Source organism: Lentzea chajnantorensis (assembly GCF_054300775.1).
Map to the genome: position 1 here is coordinate 3,924,045 of NZ_JBSDZT010000002.1, position 19,387 is coordinate 3,943,431.

Sequence of the window (19,387 nt, forward strand, 5' to 3'; positions counted from 1 at the left end):
CTGCCCGGGGGGCGGCTCTCCACGGCAACTGCACCAGCGCACGCTAACCGGCGAGCCGCGTTTTCGGGAGCCCTTGGCGGTTCTCGTCGCCGGACCTACGCCCAGCTCCACCGGATGCCGACCCAGTTCACCGACACGTTGGACTCGAAGTGGTGCACCGAGTGCGTGTGGTCGAGCGACAGGTCGATCGTGCGGTGCGGCTCGGTCTCCTCCCAGTCCTGCAGGTAGACGTGCGGGTCGACGGGCAGCGCGGCCGGGTCGAAGTGGACCTCGATCAGGCTCTGCGCGAGGAAGCACCGCACGCCGTGCGCGTACTCGACGCTGTCCACGCGCGTCGGGTCGTGGATCGAGTACTCGAACACCCACGTCTCGCCCAGCCGCAGCGGCCGGTCGAACAGCAGCTCCTCCACGGTCGTCCGGTCCTCCAGCACGGTCTGGCCGAGCCGGCAGTTGCGCAGCGGTTCGTGCGCCACGCGGACCAGGTCGTCGCCGTAGTAGTGCGCGTTGTAGCGGTCCACGCCGTCGGTGTGCGCGCGGACCACCATCTTCACCAGGGCGCGGGAAGCGTGCCGGTCGGCGTCGACGAACACCCGGTCGTGCCGGGCGACGACCTCCAGGTCGTTGGCGTCGAAGCCGGGCATCATGCCGGGCACGACGTCCGGCCAGCCGCTCGGACCGGTCTGCTCCAGCAGGTCCAGCAGCGAGCGGTGCGGGACGTCGAGCAGCTCCTCCAGCACCGCGACCGCGCGCAGCGACTTCGGCGAGACCGGCCGGACCCGGCCCTGCTGCCAGTCGCTCAGCGTCGACAGCGCGACCGGGACGTCCTGCTGGGCCAGCCGCGAGCGCAGCCGCTCCAGGGTGAGCCCACGCCGGCGGATCGCGGCTCTCAGCGCCGCGTGGAACGGCCCGATGCGCAGCAGTGCCTCGAGACTGGGCGTGGTGCTCACCCCCGTGAGCCTAACGACTCCGCGGAGCCCACCGGTTACAGCGAGAAGCCCTCCGGGAACGGGTCTGCCGGGTCGAGCAGGTACTGGCCCATCCCGGTGATCCACGCCCGGCCGGCCACCGTCGGCAGCACGGCGGTGCGGTCGCCGAGCGCGACCTCCTCCAGCAGCGTCCCGATGAAGCGGGTGCCGATGAACGACTCGTTCACGAACTCCGCGCCCAGCGCGAGCTCGCCGCGGGCGTGCAGCTGCGCCATCCGGGCGCAGGTGCCGGTGCCGCAGGGGGAGCGGTCGAACCAGCCGGGGTGGATGGCCATCGCGTTGCGCGAGTGGGCGCCGTCGTGACCGGGCGCGGTGAACTGGACGTGCTTGCAGCCGCCGATCGCCGGGTCGGTCGGGTGCACCGGCCGGTTGGTGCGGTTGATCTCGTCCATGATGGACAGTCCGGCGGCGAGGATGCGGTCCTTCTCCATGCGGTCGAACGGGATGCCGAGGTCCGCGAGCGGCAGGATGGCGTAGAAGTTGCCGCCGTAGGCCATGTCGTAGCGGACCTCGCCGAGACCCGGCACGGTGACCGCCGCGTCGAGCTCGTGGGCGTAGGCCGGGACGTTGCGGATCGTCACGAGCCTCGTGCGGGTGTCGTAGTCGGCGAGCACCAGGCCGGCCGGGGTGTCCAGCCGGACCGTCGTCACCGGCTCGGTCACCGCGACCATGCCCGTCTCGACCAGGACCGTGGCCACGCCGATGGTGCCGTGGCCGCACATCGGCAGGCAGCCGGACACCTCGATGTAGAGCACGCCCCAGTCGGCGTCCTGACGGGTGGGCGGCTGGAGGATCGCACCGCTCATCGCCGCGTGGCCGCGCGGTTCGTTGACGAGCAGCTTGCGGACGTGGTCGTGGTCTTTGATGAAGTTGAGCCGCTTGTCGGCCATCGTCTCGCCGGGGATGACGCCGACGCCGCCGGTGATGACGCGCGTGGGCATGCCCTCGGTGTGCGAGTCGACCGCGCTGAAGTACCGGGCGAACCTCATGAGGTGGCCAGCTCCATGTCGGCCTCGATCCGGGTGCGCTGCGCGTCGGACAGCGGGCCGCGCGGGGGACGGCACGGTCCGCCGAAGCGGCCGACGAGGTCCATGCAGTACTTGATGGCCTGCACGAACTCGGTGCGCGAGTCCCAGCGGAAGGCGGGCACCAGACGTTCGTACAGCGACCGGGCCTCGTCGAGCTTGCCGGCCCGCGCGAGGTCGAACAGCTCGGCCGACTCGGCCGGGAACACGTTGGGGTAGCCCGCGAACCAGCCGGTGGCGCCCATCAGCAGGCTCTCCAGCACCACGTCGTCGGCACCGGCCACGACGGTCAGGTGCGGTGCGGCGGCCCGGATCTCCAGCACCCTGCGCACGTCGCCGGAGAACTCCTTCACGGCCACGACGTGCTCGATCTGGCCGAGCTCCGCGATCAGGTCCGGGGTGAGGTCGACCTTGGTGTCGATCGGGTTGTTGTAGACCATGATCGGCAGACCGGCCTTGGCGACCTCGCGGAAGTGGTGCACGACCTCGCCGCGGTTGGCCCGGTACATCGTGGGCGGCAGGCAGAGCACGCCGTCCGCACCGTCCTCGGCGGCCAGTTCGGCCCAGTGGCGGGCCTGGTGCGCGCCGACGCCGTGCACGCCGACCACCGCGATGCCCTTGCCCTTGACCGCGGCGATGGCGGTCTGCGCGACCTCCCGGCGTTCGGCGTCGGTCAGCGACGAGTACTCGCCGAGCGAGCCGTTCGGGCCGACGCCGCGGCAGCCGGACTCGACAACCCAGCGGCAGTGCTCGGCGAACCGGTCCAGGTCGGGCCGCAGCCCGGCGGGAGCACTGGCGTCCTCCTTGTACGGCAACGCGGTGGCGACGATGACGCCGTCGAGACGTTCGGTCATGAGTCCTCCTCGGGGAGCGCGGCGAGTTCGCCGAGCGGGATCGGGACCGCGATCACGCGGCGCTGGTCGTCGAACGGGATGCCGGTGAGCTCGGCGGCGTTGCGGGCGCAGATGCGGCCCTGGCAGCGGCCCAGCGCGACCCGGCTGGTCAGCTTGAGCTCGCGCATGGTCGTGGCGGCGGCGGTGTCGAGCGCCGCGCGGGTCACCTTCTCGCAGCGGCAGACCGTGGTTTCCGGTGTGAGCCAGGTCCGCCAGCCGGGCCGGACGGCGTGCACCCGCGCCAGTGCCGCGGCGAACAGGCGGCCGTCGCGCACGGCCCTGAGCGCAGCCGCCGGTGGTTGCCGCCCGGCGGCCGCGGCCCCGGCGACGACGCCCTCGGCCTCGGACAGGTCGGCGCCGCCGATGCCGGTGACCTCACCGGCCGCGTACACGCCGGGCACCGAGGTCCGCTGGTGGTCGTCCACGTCGTAGAACCCGCCGGTCCTGGCGGCGTGCGGGACGAGGTCGGCGCGCGGCAGGAAGCCGTAGCCGACGCACACGAGGTCTGCCCGCACGGTGCGGTGGCCGACCGGGCGCCAGGCGCTGTCGAGCTTCGCGACGGTGACGCGGTCGCCGTGCTTGGCGACGACGGCGGTGCGGGTCTCCAGGCGCGGCAACACCTTCCGGTACCGCGCGAGCTCGGCGACCTTGTGCCGGTTCGCGGCGACCGCCCTGGCCTCCTTCGCCCACGCCAGCGGCGAGTTCGCCTCGTAGACGCCGACGAGGGTGGCGCCGAGGTCCTGCAACGCGGTCGCGACCGGCAGCAGGAACGGGCCGGTGCCCGCGACCACCACGCGTTCGGCGAGCGTGACGCCCTGCTTGGCCAGCGCCTGGGCGGCACCGGCGGTGATCACGCCGGGCCCGTCCCAGCCGGGGAAGGGCAGCGGGCGGTCGTAGGCGCCGGTGGCGACGACCAGTGCGTCGAAGGGGAGCTGCCGCGGGCCGCGCAGGTGCAGGACGCCGTCCTCGACGAGCCACGCCTCGGTATCGCGGAGGTGGGTGACGCCGGGGTGCGCGAACGTGGTCCTGCCGCGCAGGAACTGGCCGCCCGCCTCGGGTTCGGAGTCGACCATGACGACGTCCGCGCCCGCGTCGGCGGCGGTCCTGGCGGCGGCCATGCCGGCCGGTCCGGCACCCACCACCACGACCCTCACGACGTGGTCCTGATGGTGTCGCCGTCCGCGAGCCGGTGCCGGCAGGCGCGGACCTCCGGGGTCCCGTTGATCTCGGCGACGCAGCCGAAGCAGACGCCGATGCCGCAGAAGAACCGGCCGGGCAGCAGCTCCGCGACGTGGTCGGCCTCGCGGGGGAGGCCGTTGAACGTGACCTTCACACCAGCACCTCCGGCCGGTCGACGCGGAACGGGTGGGGATCGACGTGCGGCGCGGCACCGGTGAGAAGCTCGGCGAGCAGCCGCCCGGTTGCCGGTGCGAGCCCGACACCGGCGCCCTCGTGCCCCGTGGCGTGCCACAGGCCCGGTGTGCGCGGGTCCTCGCCGATGATCGGCAGGTGGTCCGGCGCGTACGGGCGGAAGCCGCCGTACGCGCGCATGACCGGCACTCCGGCGAGCATGGGGAACATCGCGATCGCTCTCCGCGCCAACGCCTTCAGGACCTTCGACTCGATCGTGTCGTCGAACCCCTTGCGCTGCCGGCTCGACCCGATCAGGACCGTGCCGGCCTGCGTCGACTCGACCACGCCGGAGGTCTGCAGGTCGGCCTCGCCGCTCGCGACCGCGCCGACGTAGTCCGCGTCGTAGACCTTGTGCCGGATGGTGCCGGGGATCGGCGTGGTGACGAGGACGACGCCGCGCCGGGGCAGGACGTTCACGCCGAACCGGCGCGCCCACGGCCCGGTCGCGTTGACGACGGCACCGCAGTGCAGGACGCCCCGGTCGGTGGTGACGGACCTGCCGTCCACCGCGGACGTCTCCGCCTGGAGGACCCGGATGCCGCGCAGCAGGGTCCTCGTCGCCTTGACCGGGTTGAGCTGGGCGTCCTGGGGGTAGTGGACCGCGGCGGTGACACCGGGGTTGAGGTGCGGTTCGCACGAGAGGGCTTCCTGCGCGGTGAGCTCGCACGCGTCGATGCCCGCGGCGCGCTGCCCGGCGGCGAAGGCCCTGAGCGGTTCGACGGCCTGCTCGGTCGTGGCGACGACGAGCCCGCCCTTCTCCTCCCACTCCGCGTCCTGCGCCAGCTCCGGCCACAGCTCCCGGCTGGCTCGGGCGAGCTCCAGCTCCGGTCCCGGTCCCTTGTCGCTGACCAGCACGTTCCCCTCGCCGGCCGCGCTGGTGCCCGCCGCCGGCCCGTGGCGGTCGACGACCAGGACGTCGAGCCCGCGCGCCGTCAGCGCCTGCGCGCACGCGGCCCCGACGATCCCCGCTCCCACCACCACGACGTCCGGGTGCATCACTCCACCTCCGTTCAATAGAATGAACGTTAGTGCTTCGGGTACTCCAGCACCAGTACCGAGCTGACCTCACCGCCGACGGTCTCGTACAGGTGCGGCACCGAGCCGGGGAAGCACACGTAGTCGCCGGGCCCGAGCTCGAACGGCGAGTCCGTCGGCCCCACCCGCAGCGTCCCGCCGGTGACCAGCACGTGCTCCTTGCCGGGATGACCTTCGCTGGTCTGCGTCGCACCCGGCCGCACACGCTGGTCGTAGATCTCGATGACGGTGTCCGCGACGTCCATCCGGCGCATCAGCCGCAGGTCGACCGCGTTGCTGCTGAGCTGCTCCACGTCCCTGGCCCGCACCAGGATGACCTCCGGCGCCGTCCGCTCCGACAGCAGCTCCGAGACCGGCACGTTCAAAGCGTTCGACAAACTGAACACTGTCTCGATGGTCGGGTTCCCCGACCCGCTCTCCAGCTGCGACAGCGTGCCCTTCGCGATCGACGACCGCCGCGCGAGCTCCGACAACGACAACCCGCGCTGCTCGCGAAACGCCCTGATGTTGGCGCCGAGCACCCGACCCGCACTCATACCGCGAGATCGTTGCATAGGCTGACCGCATGACTGCCTACACGGAGGCGGAGGGCCAGACGCTCCGCACCGCCGTCTTCGGTGCCATGGTCCTGGTCTCCACCGCGGACCCCGGCGCCGTGGACGAGGAGAGCCACGCCGGCATCCGCGCCATGACCCTGCTCTCCGACAACCTGCGCGAAGTGATCGCCGCGGCCCCACCGTCCCTGCCCCGCGGCTCGTCGGCCGACGTGGAGGAGGGCGTCCTGACCGCGCTGCGCTCCGCCGTGGACATCATCGCCGCGCACGAGCCGCGCGACGTGCCCATCTTCCGCGCGGCGGTGGCGGAGATGTGCCGGTCGGTGGCCGGGGCCGACGGGGCGGTGGCGGTGGCCGAGAAGGCGGTGGTGGAACGGGTGGTGGCGGCGCTGGGCTCCTGACGGGCCTTCCCGCGCTGCTGCACGAGCCCGCATGATGGTGGCTCGTGCAGCAGCCTGCCCACCTCAGTGAGTGTCGTGTGGTGGCGCTGTTCCTCGGCCTGCCCGTCCAGGACGGCCGACGACCCGGCCCGGCGGCGCGACGAAGGTCCTCAGCCGTTCCGTCACGTCGTGCTCGGCCGCGACGCCAGCCACGCGCTGTGCTCCTTGCTGATCGCCCCCTCGGCCTCCGCCACCGCGGCGGGCCAGTCGGCCTCCTCCACGTCGGCGAGCCGTTCGTAGATCAGCGCCAGGTCGCTCGCGGCCGCGGAGTAGCCGAGGGACAGGTTCTCGTGCTGCTTGAGCCCCAGCCACGCCGCGCCGCCGGCGACCGCCGCCGCCATGACGCCGGACATGTCGACGTCCCAGGCGCCCATGACGCGGGCGCCGGCGAACAGGATCGCGACGAACTCGCCGGCGATCAGCAGCATGCGCCACAGGTTCGCGCGGAACTCGTTGGTCGCGGCGCGGGCCTGGTACCACTCCAGCTGATCCTTCACCCGGCCCTCGCGGTAGGCGGTGCGGCGGTCGGCGAAGGGCTTGCGGCGCAGTTCCTCGCGGCGCTCGGCGCCGGAGGGGTTCGTGCTGGCCAGGCGGAGCTTCTTGCCGTGTTCGGCCACGACCTCGGCGATCCTGAGCTGCAGCAGCTGCTTGGCGCCGGCTCCGGTGAACGGGTCGGCGCCCACGGCGTAGCGCCACACCAGCGACTTGATCTGCTCGGCGACGGCGCGGCCGGCGTTCCACTTCTGCTCGGGGTGCTGCGCCCACAGCAGGATCTCCGTGAACAGCGCGACGAAGAAACCGGCCAGGGCGACGAACGCCCACAGGTCGTAGGTGCCGCCGATCTTCCACTTGAACGCGCCGCCGATCGCGGCGACCACGGCGCTCACCAGCCGCACGCGGCTGAGCAGCAACGTCTTCCGCTGCCCTTGGCGGGACGCCTCGTCCGCGTCGTGGAAAAAGCCGGGCAAGTCCGCGTCGGTCATGTGCTCCCTCTCCGCCAACGCTGATCGTCTGCCTCCGAACGTTGTGGTATCACGTCCCGCTCCAGCGTGGAGGAGGTACCGCGGACGAGCCGGGGTGTTCACCCGGACAGCCGAGAGGCGGCTGCTGCTTTCGCGGCGCGAGACGCCCCGCCCGCCTTCCTGAGCGGAGGAGGTCCCGTTCTCAGCTACCGCCGCGCATCATGGGGTCATGCTGGAAGCCCTGCGGCGGCAGCTGAGCAACGGCCTGTTCGAGAAGGTCGTGGGCCCGGACCGCGAAGACCAGGTCCGCACCATCCACGAGGCACCCGGCCCCCGCATGTTCGCCGACGACCGCCCGATCCGGCAGGTGCACGCCGACCACGCCATGTTCATCGGCGGGTTGCGGGCACTGCTGCTGCAGTCGCTGCACCCGCTGGCGATGGCGGCGGTGGCCGAGCACTCCGACTACCGCACGGACCCGTGGGGGCGTCTTCAGCGCACGAGCCTCTTCGTGGGCGTGACCACGTACGGCACGAAGGAGGACGCGCACAAGGCGATCGACAAGCTGGCGCGCATCCACACGCACATCCACGGCACGGCGTCCGACGGGCGCCACTACCGCGCCGATGACCCGCACCTGCTGGAGTGGGTGCACGTGGCCGAGGTGGACAGCTTCCTGCGCTGCCACCAGCGCTACGGCGAGCAGCCGCTCGACGACTACGACGGGTACGTGCGGGACATGGCGGTGATCGCGCGGGCCATGGGCATCGCGGACCCGCCGGAGACCACGCGGGAGCTCGCGGACCGGCTCGACGCCTACCGGCCCGAGCTCAAGGGCACGCCGGAGGCCCGGGAGGCGGCGCGGTTCCTGCTCCTCAAGGCACCGCTTCCGCTGGTCGCGAAGGGGCCGTACGCGGTGCTGGGCGCCACGGCCGTGGCCACGTTGCCGGTGTGGGCGCGGATGCCGCTGCGGCTGCCCTACCTGCCGATCTCCGAGGCCACCGGGGTCAAGCTCGCCGGCCACGCGTTGATGCGCGGGCTGCGGTGGGTCACGAGCTGAGGAAGTCCACCACCAGCGGTGACGCGACCGCGCGGAACTCCTCGAAGTAGCCGTGCCGTGCGCCCTCGATCAGCTCCACGCGCGCGGGGAATCCGTTCGGCGATCAGCGGTGCGTTCGCGGTGGGGTTGAAGATGTCGTCGGTGCCGTGCACGACCAGGGTCGGGCAGGAGATCGACGGCAGGGCGTCCCACGCGTCGTGTTCCGCGCTGGCCATGAGGTGCAGCTTGCGCGCGTAGGGCGGCATCGCGGGATCGCCGAGCGTGTTGAACGGGCCGCGGTACGCCGGTGTGTACATCAGGTCGACGAGCGCCTTGCGCGCCTTCATCTGGTCGACCTGGGCCAGCGACCTCCTGACCTCGGCACTGCGTTCCACGGCGTGCGGGCCGCCGGGGGAGGTGCAGCCCAGCACGAGCTGGGAGACCCGCTCCGGGTGGGCCGCCGCGATCCACTGCGCGATCCGCCCGCCCATCGACGTGCCGTACACCAGGGCCTGGTCCAGGCCGAGGTCGTCGAGCACCGCGACGCAGTCCGAGGCGAACAGCCGCGTGCTGTACGGGGACTCCGGCTTGTCGCTGGAACCGGTGCCGCGGTTGTCCATCACGATCGTCGTGAAGTGCGGCGTGAAGTCCGGCAGGACCTGCCGCCACCACCGCGACGAGTTCGCCTGGCCCGCGATGAGCAGCAGCGGAGGGCCAGAGCCCTCGACCGAGTAGAAGAGCGCGGTTCCGTCCGTCGCACGAGCGTGGGGCACGGGTGCGCAGTCTACGACCTTGACGCGGTGGTAGATGGTCTAGTCCAATTCACGGTGGACCCCCTGCCGGCCGCCACGCGTGAGGGATGGATCAGCCATGACGTTGTTCGCTCGAATAGCCGCGGTGGCCGCACTGGTGCTCGGCACCGTGCTCGTGAGCCTCGCCCCCGCCAGCGCCGCCGGAGTCACGGCGACGGTCACCAAGCAGTCCTGGGCCACCGGGTACACCGCCACGGTCACGGTCAAGAACGAGACCAGCGCGGCCATCGGCTCCTGGAAGGTCGAGTTCGACCTCCCCGCGGGCACGAGCGCCGGTGCCTACTGGGACGCGCTGCTCACCAAGAGCGGCAACCACCACGTGTTCACCAACCGCGAGTACAACGGCTCGGTCGCGCCCGGCGCCAGCGTCTCCTTCGGGTTCAACGCCACCGGCACCGCCGACCCGCAGAACTGCACCGTCAACGGCGCGGCGTGCGCGGGCGGCGGCACCCCGCCGACCTCCACGACCACGACCAGCACCACCACAACGACCACAACCACCACCACGACGACGACCACGAGCGGACCGCCGCCCACGGGTTCGTTGCCGCACAAGGTCCTCGTCGGCTACCTGCACGCGAGCTTCGCCAACGGCTCCGGCTACCTCCGGATGCGCGACGTGCCGGACGAGTGGGACGTGATCAACCTGTCGTTCGCGGAACCCACCAGCGCCACCAGCGGTGAGCTGCGGTTCGCGCAGTGCCCGGTCGCGGAGTGCCCGAACGTCGAGTCCGAGGCCGACTTCATCGCCGGCATCCGCGCCCAGCAGCAGAAGGGCAAGAAGGTCCTGATCTCCATCGGCGGCCAGAACGGCCAGGTGCGCCTGGAGACCACCGCCGCGCGCGACGCGTTCGTGCGCTCGGCGTCGGCGATCATCGACAGGTACGGCCTGAACGGCCTCGACGTCGACTTCGAGGGCCACTCGCTGTCGCTCAACGCCGGTGACGTCGACTTCAAGAACCCGACCACGCCGGTCATCGTGAACCTGATCTCCGCGCTGAAGTCGCTGAAGTCCCGCTACGGCGCCGACTTCGTGCTCACGATGGCGCCGGAGACGTTCTTCGTGCAGGTCGGCTACCAGTTCTACGGCGGCACGGGCGGCGCGGACAGCCGCACCGGCGCGTACCTGCCGGTGATCGAGGCGATGCGCAACGACCTGACGCTGCTGCACGTCCAGCACTACAACTCCGGCCCGATCATGGGCCTGGACAACCAGTACCACTCGATGGGCGGCGCGGACTTCCACGTGTCCATGGCCGACATGGTGCTCGCCGGGTTCCCGGTGCGCGGCGACGCGACGAAGTTCTTCGCGCCGCTGCGCCAAGAGCAGGTGGCGATCGGCCTGCCCGCGTCCGTCAACGCCGGCAACGGCTTCACGTCGGTCGCGGACGTCCACACCGCGCTGAACTGCCTCACCAAGGGCACGAACTGCGGCAGCTACAAGCCGAAGGGCGTGTACCCGAACCTGCGCGGCCTCATGACGTGGTCGATCAACTGGGACAAGTTCAACGGCTCCGAGTTCTCCAAGCAGCACCGGGCCTACCTGCCGAGGTAGCGCCACCGCGGGCGGTTCCGCTGTCGTCCCCCGGCGGCGGAACCGCTCAGCACGCCTGCCGGAACGCCAGGTGCAGCCGGGCCGTGATCTCCTGCGCCGCCTCCTGCGGGTGCGCCAGCAGGGCGTGGAACGGCACCGCGGCACCGGACTGCACCCTGATCCGCGCGGCCGTGCAGAACCCGCCGGCACCCGGCAGGTGGCCCGCACCGTGCTCGGTCAGCCCCGCGGCCGGTTCCAGCCCCGCGGTGACGGCGACCGCGGCCGGCGCGGGCACACCGGAGAGCCCGGACAGCTCGGTGAGCAGCCGCAGCGACCGTTCGACCTGCTGCCCCAGCGCGGTGCGGTCGACCACCGAGCCGTGCGCGTCGTACCGCAGGGGAGACCACGCGCACCGCTGGCCGGAGCGGCGGACGGCGAGCCCGCGGTGACCGTCCGGGCTCGGCGCCGACCGCACCCACACCGCGTCCGCCGTGACGTCGGAGGTCAGCCGCTCGGAGCCGGTGAACAGGCCGTGCCCACGCCCGTGCGCGGCCAGGAGCTCCCGTAGGCGCTCCAGCGCGGGCACCTCCAGCCGTCCGTACTCGTCCATCGGCACGAGGTGGACCTCGACGGCACACCGCTCGACCACCGAACCGGTGCCGATGAGGTCGGTGCGCCAGCTCAGCTCCACCGGCCGCTGCCACGTGATCGCGGCGGCGCTGTGGCCCGGGACCGGCGCGGGCAGGCGGGGCGCCGAGGCGAACAGCTCGGCGGCGACCGCGAGGGTGAAGGCGGCGGCGTTGCCCGCCGCGATCGACTGCCACCCGGCGCGGTCGGTGTCCAGCTTGCGCCCGTCGGCCTTGTCGCTGATGCCGCGCACCGTCAGGAACGGCGCCCGGTTCAGGTGCGCCGCCTTCGCCGTGCCCGCGCTCTCCAGCTCGACGGCGGCCGCGTCCGAGTAGTGCCGCCGCAGGTGCTCCGCCGACGGCGTGAGCCGGGAGTCGAGCACGACCTCACCGGCGGCGATCGGCCGGAACACCACCCTGGGCGCGGTCGGCAGCCGCCACCGCCCGTCCCGGCTGACCGCACGCGCGATCTGCTCCAGCTCGTGGTCGGCGTCCCACGCCTGCGGCCGCGCGCCGAACCCGTTCTCGCCCTCGACACCGCCGTGGTGGCCGTAGACCTTGGTCGCGACGACGACGGCGCCCAGGTCGAGGTCGTCGTGCAGCGCCCCCGCGATCCCGGCGAAGAACACGGCCCGCGGCCGGAACTCCGCGATCGCCCGTTCGGCCAGTACCGCGGCCGGCTGGTTGCCCGCACCCGCCGACGCCAGCGCCACCCGCCCGGTGCCGCCCCGGATCCGGCCGACCTCGAACCGCGTGCCGGCGGCGTGGCGGAGTACCGCAGGCTCCTCGACGAGGTCCCTGACCGCGGTGTACTCGCTCTCCAAGGCCGTCAGCACGACAACGATGTCGGACGCTTCGCTCGTCACGGTGATCCTGTCCTGGCAGCGCACTCCTGCGGGCAAGCTACCTGCCGCGATGCGGTTCCTCCCCGTGCTGTCCGGTTTTTGTCAATGAACCGTCGACTTCACACGTCCGGTCGCCGCGTCCCGCGTCCACTGTGGACAGACGAGTCGGTGTGCTGGAACGAACTGGTTCGGTTCGGAATGTGGTACACGGGGTGGCATGGGCGACGTGACCATCAGGCCGGCGCGACCCGAAGACCTCGGGTCGCTGGCCGAACGACTCGGGCAGGAGCGCTACTTCGCCGACCGCCTGCGCCGGCAGTCGGACCGCAGGGGAGTGCTGCTCACGGCGTGGCTCGACGACGTGCTGATCGGCGACGTCTACCTCTGGCTGGAACCGGCGGAGGAACCGGAGATCCGCCGGTACCTGCCGAGAACGCCGCTGGTCACACACCTGGAGGTGCACCGCGACCACCGCAGGCAGGGCACCGGGACGAAGCTGATCGGCAGGGCGGAGCGGCTGCTGGCCGAACGCGGGCACGGCGTGGTGGCCCTGGCCGTCGAGGTGACCAACACGGCAGCGGCGAAGCTCTACGACGGGCTGGGCTACCGCGGCTGGGGCCATTCGGCCGTCGAGTGCTACGCGCCGCCCGACGAGAACGGGCACCGCGAGGTGGAGGTCTGCGACGTGCTGGTGAAGGAGCTGGTCCGCTGAGCACCTGGCCAGAAGTCTTGCCCGCTCCCTTCCCCTCCTTGCAGACGCCGGCGAAGCCAGGGGCGGGGACTCGGGGCGTCACAGGCACAACATCTGGCAACCTGCTCAGAGGTACGTGGTCACGTGCGCCAGACCCAGGTGGGCGATGACCTTGCCCAGGTCGCTGTCACGCGGCGCGTGCTGCTCGTGGTGGTCGAGGTGCCGCTGCCAGACCGCCCGGTCCCTGCGCCAGGCCTCGACGTACTCCTCGCACGACTTCGGCGAGATGGACCGGCAGCGGCGCAAGGCGGCGTCCAGCGACCTGAGCTTCTTCGCCTTCCGGCCGGGATCCACCTCGGTGTCCCTCGTCATGTCCATCGTCTGCGCGATGAACTTCTGCCGCTTCGACAGGTAGCCGGCCCAGTGGCCGGTGTTCGCGCCGGTCAGCGGCAGGCCTTCGTCCAGCAGCCAGAAGAGCCCCTCCGCGAGGACGTCGCCGAACTCCTCCGCCTCGGCCCGCTCGTGGACGCTGAACGGGTCGTACTCCTCCTGCACGGCGATCCCGGTGACCGTGGTCCGGCGCAGCTTCTCGTCACCGAGCAGGAAGAACCAGTCCTCGTTGTAGATGTCGGGGAAGAAGGACGACGTCGTGCCGGCGTGCACCGCCATCGCGCCCCCGCCGACGAACGTCTCCTGGGCGCCGCCCGCCTCCCGGTAGGCGTGGCACACGACGGAGTTGTCGGGGTAGCCCGTGATCTTCAGGCCGACTCCGGCGTAGTCGTCGGTGAGCGCCGCCGCCCGGCCGAGGTCGAGGTGGTCCGGCACCTCGATGTCGTCGTCCAGGAAGACGATCCGGTCCCACTTCGCCACCCGCGCCAGCAGGAGGCCCAGGTTGCGCTTCAGGGCGAGGTCGCTGCGGTGGGTGAACTCGGTGTCGCGCAGCAGGGTCGACGTCCTGAACGCGGGCAGGAGCCGCGGGGGGAGGTCTTCCACGTCGATCGCGACGACCTCGACCCCGGCCCGGGAGGCGCGCAAGGCCACTCGGAACGCCGACGTGTCGTTCCGGCTGCACAGCGCCACCAGGACGCAGCCGAGCCGCACCGCCAGGTCGATCGCGTGCTGCATCGCGTGCGACGAGCGGATGGTCGGCACGACGATCGCCCGCAGCGCGGCGGTGGACGTGGTTCTCGGCGCTTCGTCGAGCAGCCCGCGGTGGTTGCCGTGGTGGTGCTCGGAGCGGACCTGGGTGGCGTTCTTCACGGGATCACGCTTGCCATTCGTGCAGGAGGTGGTCGTCGCTGGTCCAGTCCGGCGTGATGACGGTTCCCTGCAGGACCGGCACGCGGCTGAGGATGCTGAACGAGTCCAGGCCCGCGAACCGGGTCCGGGCGTGAGCGGTGTTGCGGTCGCGGAACCGGGCGTCGGTCAGGGTGCGGACCGCGCCGAGCACGCCACGGGAGTAGGCGCCGTTGCAGATGGTGACGGTGCGCTTCTGGTTGAAGGGGTTGCGCGACCGGTAGAAGTGCGCGACGTCCTCCACGAGCACCTGCCTGTCGCCGATCCTGCGCAACTTCGGGAGGAACGTCTCGACCACCTCCCCGTCCGCGACGACCTCGAACCCGCTCGTGTCGGTGTCGTCCGGCCGTTCCTGCTGGCGGATCGGCAGGTCGATGCGGTGCAGGAGCTCGGCGGTGATCTCGTTCCAGTCGACGCCCCCCAGCAGCACGAGGTGGCTGGAGCTCTCGTCGGCCGTGAGGACCCCCGCTCCAGGGCGTACGCGCACGGTGTTCGTCGGGTTCATCGCGCGGATGTGGCCGTGCAGCTCGAACAGCGAGTCCAGGTCCGAGTACTGGTACAGCTCGACGTAGTCGGGATCGTCCGGTCCCGCTCCCGGGAGCTGCCTGCGGAGGCGTTCCGGCAGCTTGGAGCACACGATCGTGATGTCCTCGTTGGGCGGAAGCCGCCACAGGTTGTCGACGAGGACGGGCGTGTCCTCGGCGGGCGACTCGCCCAGCGCGCGGTCGCGCAGCGCGATGAGCTCACCGAGCAGGGCGTCCTCGGCCACCTGTTCCTCGGCGGTCAGCTGGGACAGCACCCGGTACGGCTCGCGGTCGGCCGAGCGGCTCGTGGCGAAGAAGGTGGCGTAGGCCCGCAGGCGCTGTTCCGGCGGCAGCACCGGTTTCTGCCTGCGCTCCCAGGACGAGATCAGCGGAACGCTGACGTCGAACGCCCGGGCCAGCTGGTCCTGGGTGATGCGCTTGCCGGGCCAGCCCTTCCTGCGCAGCTCGCGGAGCCGCTGCGCGAGCCGGAGCGCCGGGTCCACTGCGGAGGTCACGCCATCACTTCCTTCAGCTGAACTTCAGTGAAAGGATCGGCAGTACTCGCTCATCGTCGGAGGTCAACCGGTCATTACACCCGGGTTCAGTCACCTGGTGGAGTGCATGGGGCAATTTTTCCGGCTATTGCTCGGACTTCAGTTGAGCCTTACTCTTAACTATAGACATAAAAAGTAGATCAACTGAAGTTAACTGAAGTTTACTGCCCAAACGGGTGAACCACCGCCAGTGCCCGTACCTCCGCACGTTCGAAGGTCAGGAGGCGGGGAGCCATGAGTACCCCCTCGATACAACCGTGTCAGCGCACGATCCTCGCTGTGGCCATGACACCACCGACGGCCTGCAGCAACCTCGTGATGGCCTTGCTGCGCAGGGCCGTGATCGACCTCGTCGAGCACGCGCTCGTGGACAGCGGCGTGACCCCCGACCTGCGGGACCGGTTCGTCGACCGCGGCGACTGGCTGATCGTGCTGGTCCACCCGACGGACCGGATTCCGAAGACCTGGCTGCTCACCAGGCTCGTACCGCGGTTGAAGGCGCTGCTCGACGAGCGCAACGCCGGGCAGGACCACCCGTTGCGGCTGCGGCTCGTCATCCACCCCGGTGACGTGGCGTGCGACGACTTCGGCTGGTTCGGCGAGGACATCGACATCGCGACCAGGCTGCTCACCGCGTCGACGCACGAGCAGGCCACCGCCCCGCTCGTGCTGGTGGTGTCCGAGCCGATCCACCGCTCGGTGATCCGGCACGGCTACGACGGCGTCGACGACTGGGTGTTCGTGCCGCTGCCCAGGGTCGAGGTGGCGGGCGAGGAGTGCAAGGGGTGGGTGCACGTCCCCGACGAGGTGTGAAGCGCGGCTCCCGCCCTCCCGGCCGGACGACGGGAACCACGCTCTGGCCTCAGGCCAGCGTCGACCAGAACTGGAGCTCGTAGGCCTGCAGCAGGCGTCCGTAGCGCCACGCGTGCTTCGGCTGCCACCCGGCGTCGAGCGCCGCCTGGATCGCCGCCAGCGCCCGCTCCTCCACCTGCGGGGCCGGCTGGGCGAAGAAGTCGACGAACCCGCACGCCTCGTCGCCGAAGTCGTAGTGCTCGCGCAGGCCCTTGGCCATCCGGGCGCAGTAGCCGCCCCACGCCGTGAAGTTCGCCAGGATCGCCAGGACGACGTCCGTGGGCTCGCCGTTCAGCGCCATCCACGACTGGTAGGCCGGGTAGGCCTGGCAGCCGGGGAACGGCTCGTGCGCGTGGAAGTCCTTCGCGGTCATGCCGGCCGCGCGGGCCAGCGGCTCCAGCATCGGCAGCACCAGCTCCTCGCCACCGGCGAGCAGGGTGAAGAACGCCCGTGCGTTCGGCTCCTCTGCCTTCGCGGCGAGGGTGAGGAATGTTCGCCAGTCGGAGGAGACGATGTGGTGCTCCTCGGCGGCGAACGTGGCGATCACGGCGCGCGGGGCTTGTCCGGTTTCGATCAGTTTGACCACGAGGTTGTCGTGTTCACCGGGGTGCAGCTCCGTCCGGATGCGCGTGACCAGGTCCTTTGCGTTCATGGATCATGATTCTTGCGCACCGCGGAAATCGTTCGCCAGAGTGCGGGGCGTTCCTGCACGATGTTTTCTCGTGGCTGAACACACCTACCGAGTACTCGTCCGCGGTCGCTTCGCCGACCTCACCGACGACCAGCGCACCGCGCTGCGGGAACGCCTGGAGGGCTTCGACTTCCTGCGCGACGCCGGTTTCAGCGAGGAGGGCGCGCTGACGTTCGACGAGAAGCTCGACTTCTTCAGCTACCGGGTGATCCTCACGGCGGCGGAGAAGCCGGACGACGCGGGCCTGCGGCGTGCGAGCGCCGCCCTCGACGAGCTGGGCGTCGACTTCCGCGGCCTCAAGGCCAAGGTCACCGACATGGACGAGATGAAGATCAACCGCCCGAAGCGGCTGGGCTGACCGGGACGGACCGGTCCCGTGCTCCAGGGCGGAGCACGGGACCGGTTCCTCCGGGTTCAGCGCGTCATCACGGGTAGTTCGCCAGGTAGGCCTCGGTCGACCCCGCGGTCGCCGTGCCACCCGAGCTGTTGATGATCCGCTGGATGGTTCCCTTGCCGCCCAACGACACCGTCACCATGCTGTGGAACTTCACGCCAGGGGTGTTCGGCGCCTCGAACGCCCGGTCGGCGACCACGGACGGGTTCGCGTTCATGAAGGCGTAGCTGCCCAGGCCCCACGCCTCGTGCGTCGTGACGTTGTTCGAGACCTTGTAGGCCGCGTAGCCGCGGGTGGACCCGTTCATCCACGCCGCCTGGTCGGGCACCTCGTACGGCATCTCGTTCTGGTAGAAGTACGTCCGGCCGCCCTGGCCGTTCCAGATGGTCTGGTACTTCTGGTAGTGCTCGACGAACAGGCCGTACATCGTCACGTTGTTGCCGTTGACGACCAGCCCGGTGTCCGCGGTGTTGAGGTCCCAGCCGACGCCGTAGGAGTGGTCGCCGCGCCACAGCCACAGGTGGTCGCCGATCACGTCGTGGCTGTTGACCACCAACGAGGTCGTGGCCCGCCCGACCGCCGAACCGCCGATGCGCACGTACAGGTCGTGCACCGAGGTCGGGTTGGCCTGGTGCCGCGCGCTGCCGCCAGGCGCGCCGATCTGCGCCAGCAGCGGCGAGTTGGTCGGAGCCGCGTCGAGCAGCAGACCGGCGATCTTCACACCGTCCACATCGGCCACGTCCAGGGCCATGTTCCCGTTGGTGGGCATGACGGTCGCGAGACCGAGGCCCATGACCACCGTGTCCGGCCGCGTGACGCGGATGGGCTCGGAGACCTGGTGGACGCCCGGCGTCAGCAGCAGGTGCTTGCCGGCCGCCAGCTGCTGGTTGATCGTCGCCGCGCTCGTGCCGGGCTTGGCGATGAAGAACTGCGACAGCGGGATGTTGGTGCCCTGCTGCTGCCCGCTCGCCCACGTGGTGCCGCTGGAGTTGCTGCGCAGCGCCGGGACGAACACGTTGTAGCCGCCGCCGGCGTCGACGTTCAGGAACGGCTTCTCCCGCACGACCGGCGTCTGCGCGACCGTGGTGTACGGCGGCTCCGGGAACGAGGTCTGCGGCGCGTTGCGCGCACCGACGAACACCATGTTCCAGTTCTCCCCGGTCCACGAGCCCCACTCGGTGTTGCGCGACAGCCACTGCTGCTGCGAACCGGAACGGACCTGGCCGGTGACCACGGAGTCGGCGAGGAAGCCGCCGCTGGACCAACCGTTGTCGTCGAGCTGCATGTTGCCGTAGGTCTTGGTGCGGCGCATCGCGGAGGCCTGCGAGACGGCCCACGTGTTGGTGCCGCTCGGCGGCCGGATCGCGAGGTTCTCCGCGCCGCGCCAGAAGTTGTGCGTCGCGTTGCCCTGGAACCAGTCGGCCTCGACGTGCACCTGACCGTTGATCGTCACGCCGTCGGGCAGCAGGCCCAGGCCGAGGACCTGGGTGAAGAAGCCGATGTTGACGTCGACGTTGTAGTTGCCGGGCTTGAACATGATCGCGAACCGGCGGGCGTCGTACTGCCCGGTCTCCTGCTGCCGGAACACGTCGTTCAGGCGCGCCTGGATGGTGCTCGCGGGCGTCGACGGGTCGAAGACCAGCACGTTCGGCCCGAAGTCGGGCTGGCCGGGGTTCGGGGTGCCGGAGGTGAGGCGGAAGAGCTGCGCGTTGGTCCCGTTGCAGGTGTACTGGACCAGCTGGACATCGCCCGTGGTGGCGCCGGGCACGTCGAGGCACTTCCCGCTGTGGCGGCTCACGAACCGGTAGGTGTCCGTGCCCACCTGCTCGGCGCGCCACTGCTGGTTGTTCGCGGTGAAGGACTGCCACATGTGGATCGCCGCGTTGTCCGCGGTGGACACGTTCGAGACGTCCCAGACGGCACCTTCGCCGACCGTGTGGTAGCCGTCGCTCGTGGGCGTGAACTTCCACGTCTGCCCAGAGCAGGCCTGTTGCCGGAGCTGTGCGCCGTTCGCCGATCCCAGCGACTCCACGCATTTCCCGCTACCGACGTTCGTCACTTGATAAGCGGTTCCTGGCACGACGTCGGCCTGCGCGGCGACCGTCCACACGGGAACGATCGCTGCTGCTGCCAACGCTGCCACCAGCAGGGGGGTTCTCACGGTCCTAGGGTGGAGGCGGTTTGTTGCAACCGTCAACGAACTTACCTGTTTCCGGTCGCG

General features: G+C 70.9%; 20 protein-coding genes. 6 read left to right on the plus strand and 14 right to left on the minus strand.

Translation table 11 applies throughout. The annotated features are described in order from the left end of the window. Positions 1 to 95: 95 nt before the first annotated feature. The 7 genes from ACVDFE_RS19965 to ACVDFE_RS19995 are packed head-to-tail and all read right to left on the minus strand — an operon-like array spanning position 96 to position 5,888. Positions 96 to 947: a hypothetical protein gene (locus ACVDFE_RS19965; RefSeq protein ID WP_458431377.1), complete on the minus strand. Its 852-nt coding sequence runs from the start codon at positions 945 to 947 to the stop codon at positions 96 to 98. Between the two features lie 35 nt (positions 948 to 982). Next, entirely contained in the window at positions 983 to 1,975 is a 993-nt protein-coding gene (locus tag ACVDFE_RS19970; RefSeq protein WP_458431378.1) for a proline racemase family protein, read from the minus strand. Then, positions 1,972 to 2,865: a dihydrodipicolinate synthase family protein gene (locus ACVDFE_RS19975; protein ID WP_458431379.1), complete on the minus strand. Its 894-nt coding sequence runs from the start codon at positions 2,863 to 2,865 to the stop codon at positions 1,972 to 1,974. The genes ACVDFE_RS19970 and ACVDFE_RS19975 overlap by 4 nt, the downstream gene beginning before the upstream one ends. Continuing rightward, positions 2,862 to 4,058 (minus strand): FAD-dependent oxidoreductase, encoded by a 1,197-nt coding sequence (locus ACVDFE_RS19980; RefSeq protein WP_458431380.1) that lies wholly within the window; start codon positions 4,056 to 4,058, stop codon positions 2,862 to 2,864. Before ACVDFE_RS19980 ends, ACVDFE_RS19975 begins: the two co-directional genes overlap by 4 nt. Further along, positions 4,055 to 4,237 (minus strand): 2Fe-2S iron-sulfur cluster-binding protein, encoded by a 183-nt coding sequence (locus ACVDFE_RS19985; RefSeq protein WP_458431381.1) that lies wholly within the window; start codon positions 4,235 to 4,237, stop codon positions 4,055 to 4,057. Before ACVDFE_RS19985 ends, ACVDFE_RS19980 begins: the two co-directional genes overlap by 4 nt. Continuing rightward, positions 4,234 to 5,313: an NAD(P)/FAD-dependent oxidoreductase gene (locus ACVDFE_RS19990; RefSeq protein ID WP_458431382.1), complete on the minus strand. Its 1,080-nt coding sequence runs from the start codon at positions 5,311 to 5,313 to the stop codon at positions 4,234 to 4,236. Before ACVDFE_RS19990 ends, ACVDFE_RS19985 begins: the two co-directional genes overlap by 4 nt. 29 nt (positions 5,314 to 5,342) lie before the next feature. Then, positions 5,343 to 5,888 carry a helix-turn-helix domain-containing protein gene (locus tag ACVDFE_RS19995; protein ID WP_360392744.1) on the minus strand — a complete coding sequence of 182 codons (546 nt, stop codon included), beginning with the start codon at positions 5,886 to 5,888 and terminating at the stop codon, positions 5,343 to 5,345. Positions 5,889 to 5,917: 29 nt separating this feature from the next. Between ACVDFE_RS19995 and ACVDFE_RS20000 the strand changes: the two genes are divergently transcribed. Next, positions 5,918 to 6,307, plus strand: coding sequence for a hypothetical protein (locus ACVDFE_RS20000; RefSeq protein ID WP_458431384.1), 390 nt, complete (start codon positions 5,918 to 5,920; stop codon positions 6,305 to 6,307). A gap of 161 nt (positions 6,308 to 6,468) precedes the next feature. Here the strand turns inward: ACVDFE_RS20000 and ACVDFE_RS20005 are convergent, their stop codons facing one another. Then, a complete protein-coding gene (locus ACVDFE_RS20005; RefSeq protein WP_360392750.1) occupies positions 6,469 to 7,329 on the minus strand; it encodes a DUF4231 domain-containing protein in 861 nt (286 codons plus the stop codon). 208 nt (positions 7,330 to 7,537) lie between these two features. On the opposite strand from ACVDFE_RS20005, the gene ACVDFE_RS20010 reads away from it, so the two are divergent. Continuing rightward, complete coding sequence (locus tag ACVDFE_RS20010; RefSeq protein ID WP_458431385.1) at positions 7,538 to 8,368, plus strand: oxygenase MpaB family protein; 831 nt, start codon at positions 7,538 to 7,540, stop codon at positions 8,366 to 8,368. On the opposite strand, the gene ACVDFE_RS20015 is transcribed toward ACVDFE_RS20010, so the two are convergent. Then, positions 8,287 to 9,120, minus strand: coding sequence for an alpha/beta fold hydrolase (locus ACVDFE_RS20015; protein ID WP_458431386.1), 834 nt, complete (start codon positions 9,118 to 9,120; stop codon positions 8,287 to 8,289). The two genes, ACVDFE_RS20010 and ACVDFE_RS20015, sit on opposite strands and share 82 nt — an antisense overlap. Positions 9,121 to 9,217: 97 nt before the next feature. On the opposite strand from ACVDFE_RS20015, the gene ACVDFE_RS20020 reads away from it, so the two are divergent. Further along, positions 9,218 to 10,714, plus strand: coding sequence for a chitinase (locus ACVDFE_RS20020; RefSeq protein ID WP_458431387.1), 1,497 nt, complete (start codon positions 9,218 to 9,220; stop codon positions 10,712 to 10,714). A gap of 46 nt (positions 10,715 to 10,760) precedes the next feature. Here ACVDFE_RS20020 and ACVDFE_RS20025 read toward each other — a convergent pair whose 3' ends face one another. Next, entirely contained in the window at positions 10,761 to 12,185 is a 1,425-nt protein-coding gene (locus ACVDFE_RS20025; RefSeq protein ID WP_458431388.1) for a 5'-methylthioadenosine/S-adenosylhomocysteine nucleosidase family protein, read from the minus strand. A gap of 205 nt (positions 12,186 to 12,390) precedes the next feature. On the opposite strand from ACVDFE_RS20025, the gene ACVDFE_RS20030 reads away from it, so the two are divergent. Further along, positions 12,391 to 12,876, plus strand: a complete 486-nt coding sequence (locus tag ACVDFE_RS20030) for an N-acetyltransferase family protein (RefSeq protein WP_458431389.1) — start codon at positions 12,391 to 12,393, stop codon at positions 12,874 to 12,876. A gap of 105 nt (positions 12,877 to 12,981) precedes the next feature. Here the strand turns inward: ACVDFE_RS20030 and ACVDFE_RS20035 are convergent, their stop codons facing one another. Further along, on the minus strand, positions 12,982 to 14,115 hold the full coding sequence (locus ACVDFE_RS20035; protein ID WP_458431390.1) for a hypothetical protein: 1,134 nt from the start codon (positions 14,113 to 14,115) through the stop codon (positions 12,982 to 12,984). Positions 14,116 to 14,119: 4 nt separating this feature from the next. Then, the gene (locus ACVDFE_RS20040) at positions 14,120 to 15,190 is read right to left on the minus strand and encodes a helix-turn-helix domain-containing protein (RefSeq protein WP_458431391.1); all 1,071 of its coding nucleotides are present in this window, start codon (positions 15,188 to 15,190) and stop codon (positions 14,120 to 14,122) included. Positions 15,191 to 15,514: 324 nt separating this feature from the next. Here ACVDFE_RS20040 and ACVDFE_RS20045 point away from each other — a divergent pair, with 324 nt between their 5' ends. Further along, positions 15,515 to 16,042: a hypothetical protein gene (locus ACVDFE_RS20045; protein ID WP_360392774.1), complete on the plus strand. Its 528-nt coding sequence runs from the start codon at positions 15,515 to 15,517 to the stop codon at positions 16,040 to 16,042. 49 nt (positions 16,043 to 16,091) lie between these two features. On the opposite strand, the gene ACVDFE_RS20050 is transcribed toward ACVDFE_RS20045, so the two are convergent. Further along, positions 16,092 to 16,733 (minus strand): thiaminase II/PqqC family protein, encoded by a 642-nt coding sequence (locus ACVDFE_RS20050; RefSeq protein ID WP_360392777.1) that lies wholly within the window; start codon positions 16,731 to 16,733, stop codon positions 16,092 to 16,094. A 70-nt stretch (positions 16,734 to 16,803) separates the two neighbouring features. Here ACVDFE_RS20050 and ACVDFE_RS20055 point away from each other — a divergent pair, with 70 nt between their 5' ends. Then, complete coding sequence (locus ACVDFE_RS20055; protein ID WP_360392780.1) at positions 16,804 to 17,130, plus strand: DUF6204 family protein; 327 nt, start codon at positions 16,804 to 16,806, stop codon at positions 17,128 to 17,130. Positions 17,131 to 17,197: 67 nt separating this feature from the next. On the opposite strand, the gene ACVDFE_RS20060 is transcribed toward ACVDFE_RS20055, so the two are convergent. Beyond that, positions 17,198 to 19,327, minus strand: coding sequence for an RICIN domain-containing protein (locus ACVDFE_RS20060; protein ID WP_458431392.1), 2,130 nt, complete (start codon positions 19,325 to 19,327; stop codon positions 17,198 to 17,200). Positions 19,328 to 19,387 lie beyond the last annotated feature (60 nt).

Excerpts from the sequence above, each read along its gene's own strand:
- ACVDFE_RS20045 (WP_360392774.1), top strand. The coding sequence starts at position 15,515 with ATGACACCACCGACGGCCTGCAGCAACCTCGTGATGGCCTTGCTGCGC.
- ACVDFE_RS20050 (WP_360392777.1), bottom strand. The coding sequence starts at position 16,733 with ATGAACGCAAAGGACCTGGTCACGCGCATCCGGACGGAGCTGCACCCC.
- ACVDFE_RS19970 (WP_458431378.1), bottom strand. The coding sequence starts at position 1,975 with ATGAGGTTCGCCCGGTACTTCAGCGCGGTCGACTCGCACACCGAGGGC.
- ACVDFE_RS19990 (WP_458431382.1), bottom strand. The coding sequence starts at position 5,313 with ATGCACCCGGACGTCGTGGTGGTGGGAGCGGGGATCGTCGGGGCCGCG.
- ACVDFE_RS19975 (WP_458431379.1), bottom strand. The coding sequence starts at position 2,865 with ATGACCGAACGTCTCGACGGCGTCATCGTCGCCACCGCGTTGCCGTAC.
- ACVDFE_RS20020 (WP_458431387.1), top strand. The coding sequence starts at position 9,218 with ATGACGTTGTTCGCTCGAATAGCCGCGGTGGCCGCACTGGTGCTCGGC.
- ACVDFE_RS19995 (WP_360392744.1), bottom strand. The coding sequence starts at position 5,888 with ATGAGTGCGGGTCGGGTGCTCGGCGCCAACATCAGGGCGTTTCGCGAG.
- ACVDFE_RS20000 (WP_458431384.1), top strand. The coding sequence starts at position 5,918 with ATGACTGCCTACACGGAGGCGGAGGGCCAGACGCTCCGCACCGCCGTC.
- ACVDFE_RS20010 (WP_458431385.1), top strand. The coding sequence starts at position 7,538 with ATGCTGGAAGCCCTGCGGCGGCAGCTGAGCAACGGCCTGTTCGAGAAG.
- ACVDFE_RS20005 (WP_360392750.1), bottom strand. The coding sequence starts at position 7,329 with ATGACCGACGCGGACTTGCCCGGCTTTTTCCACGACGCGGACGAGGCG.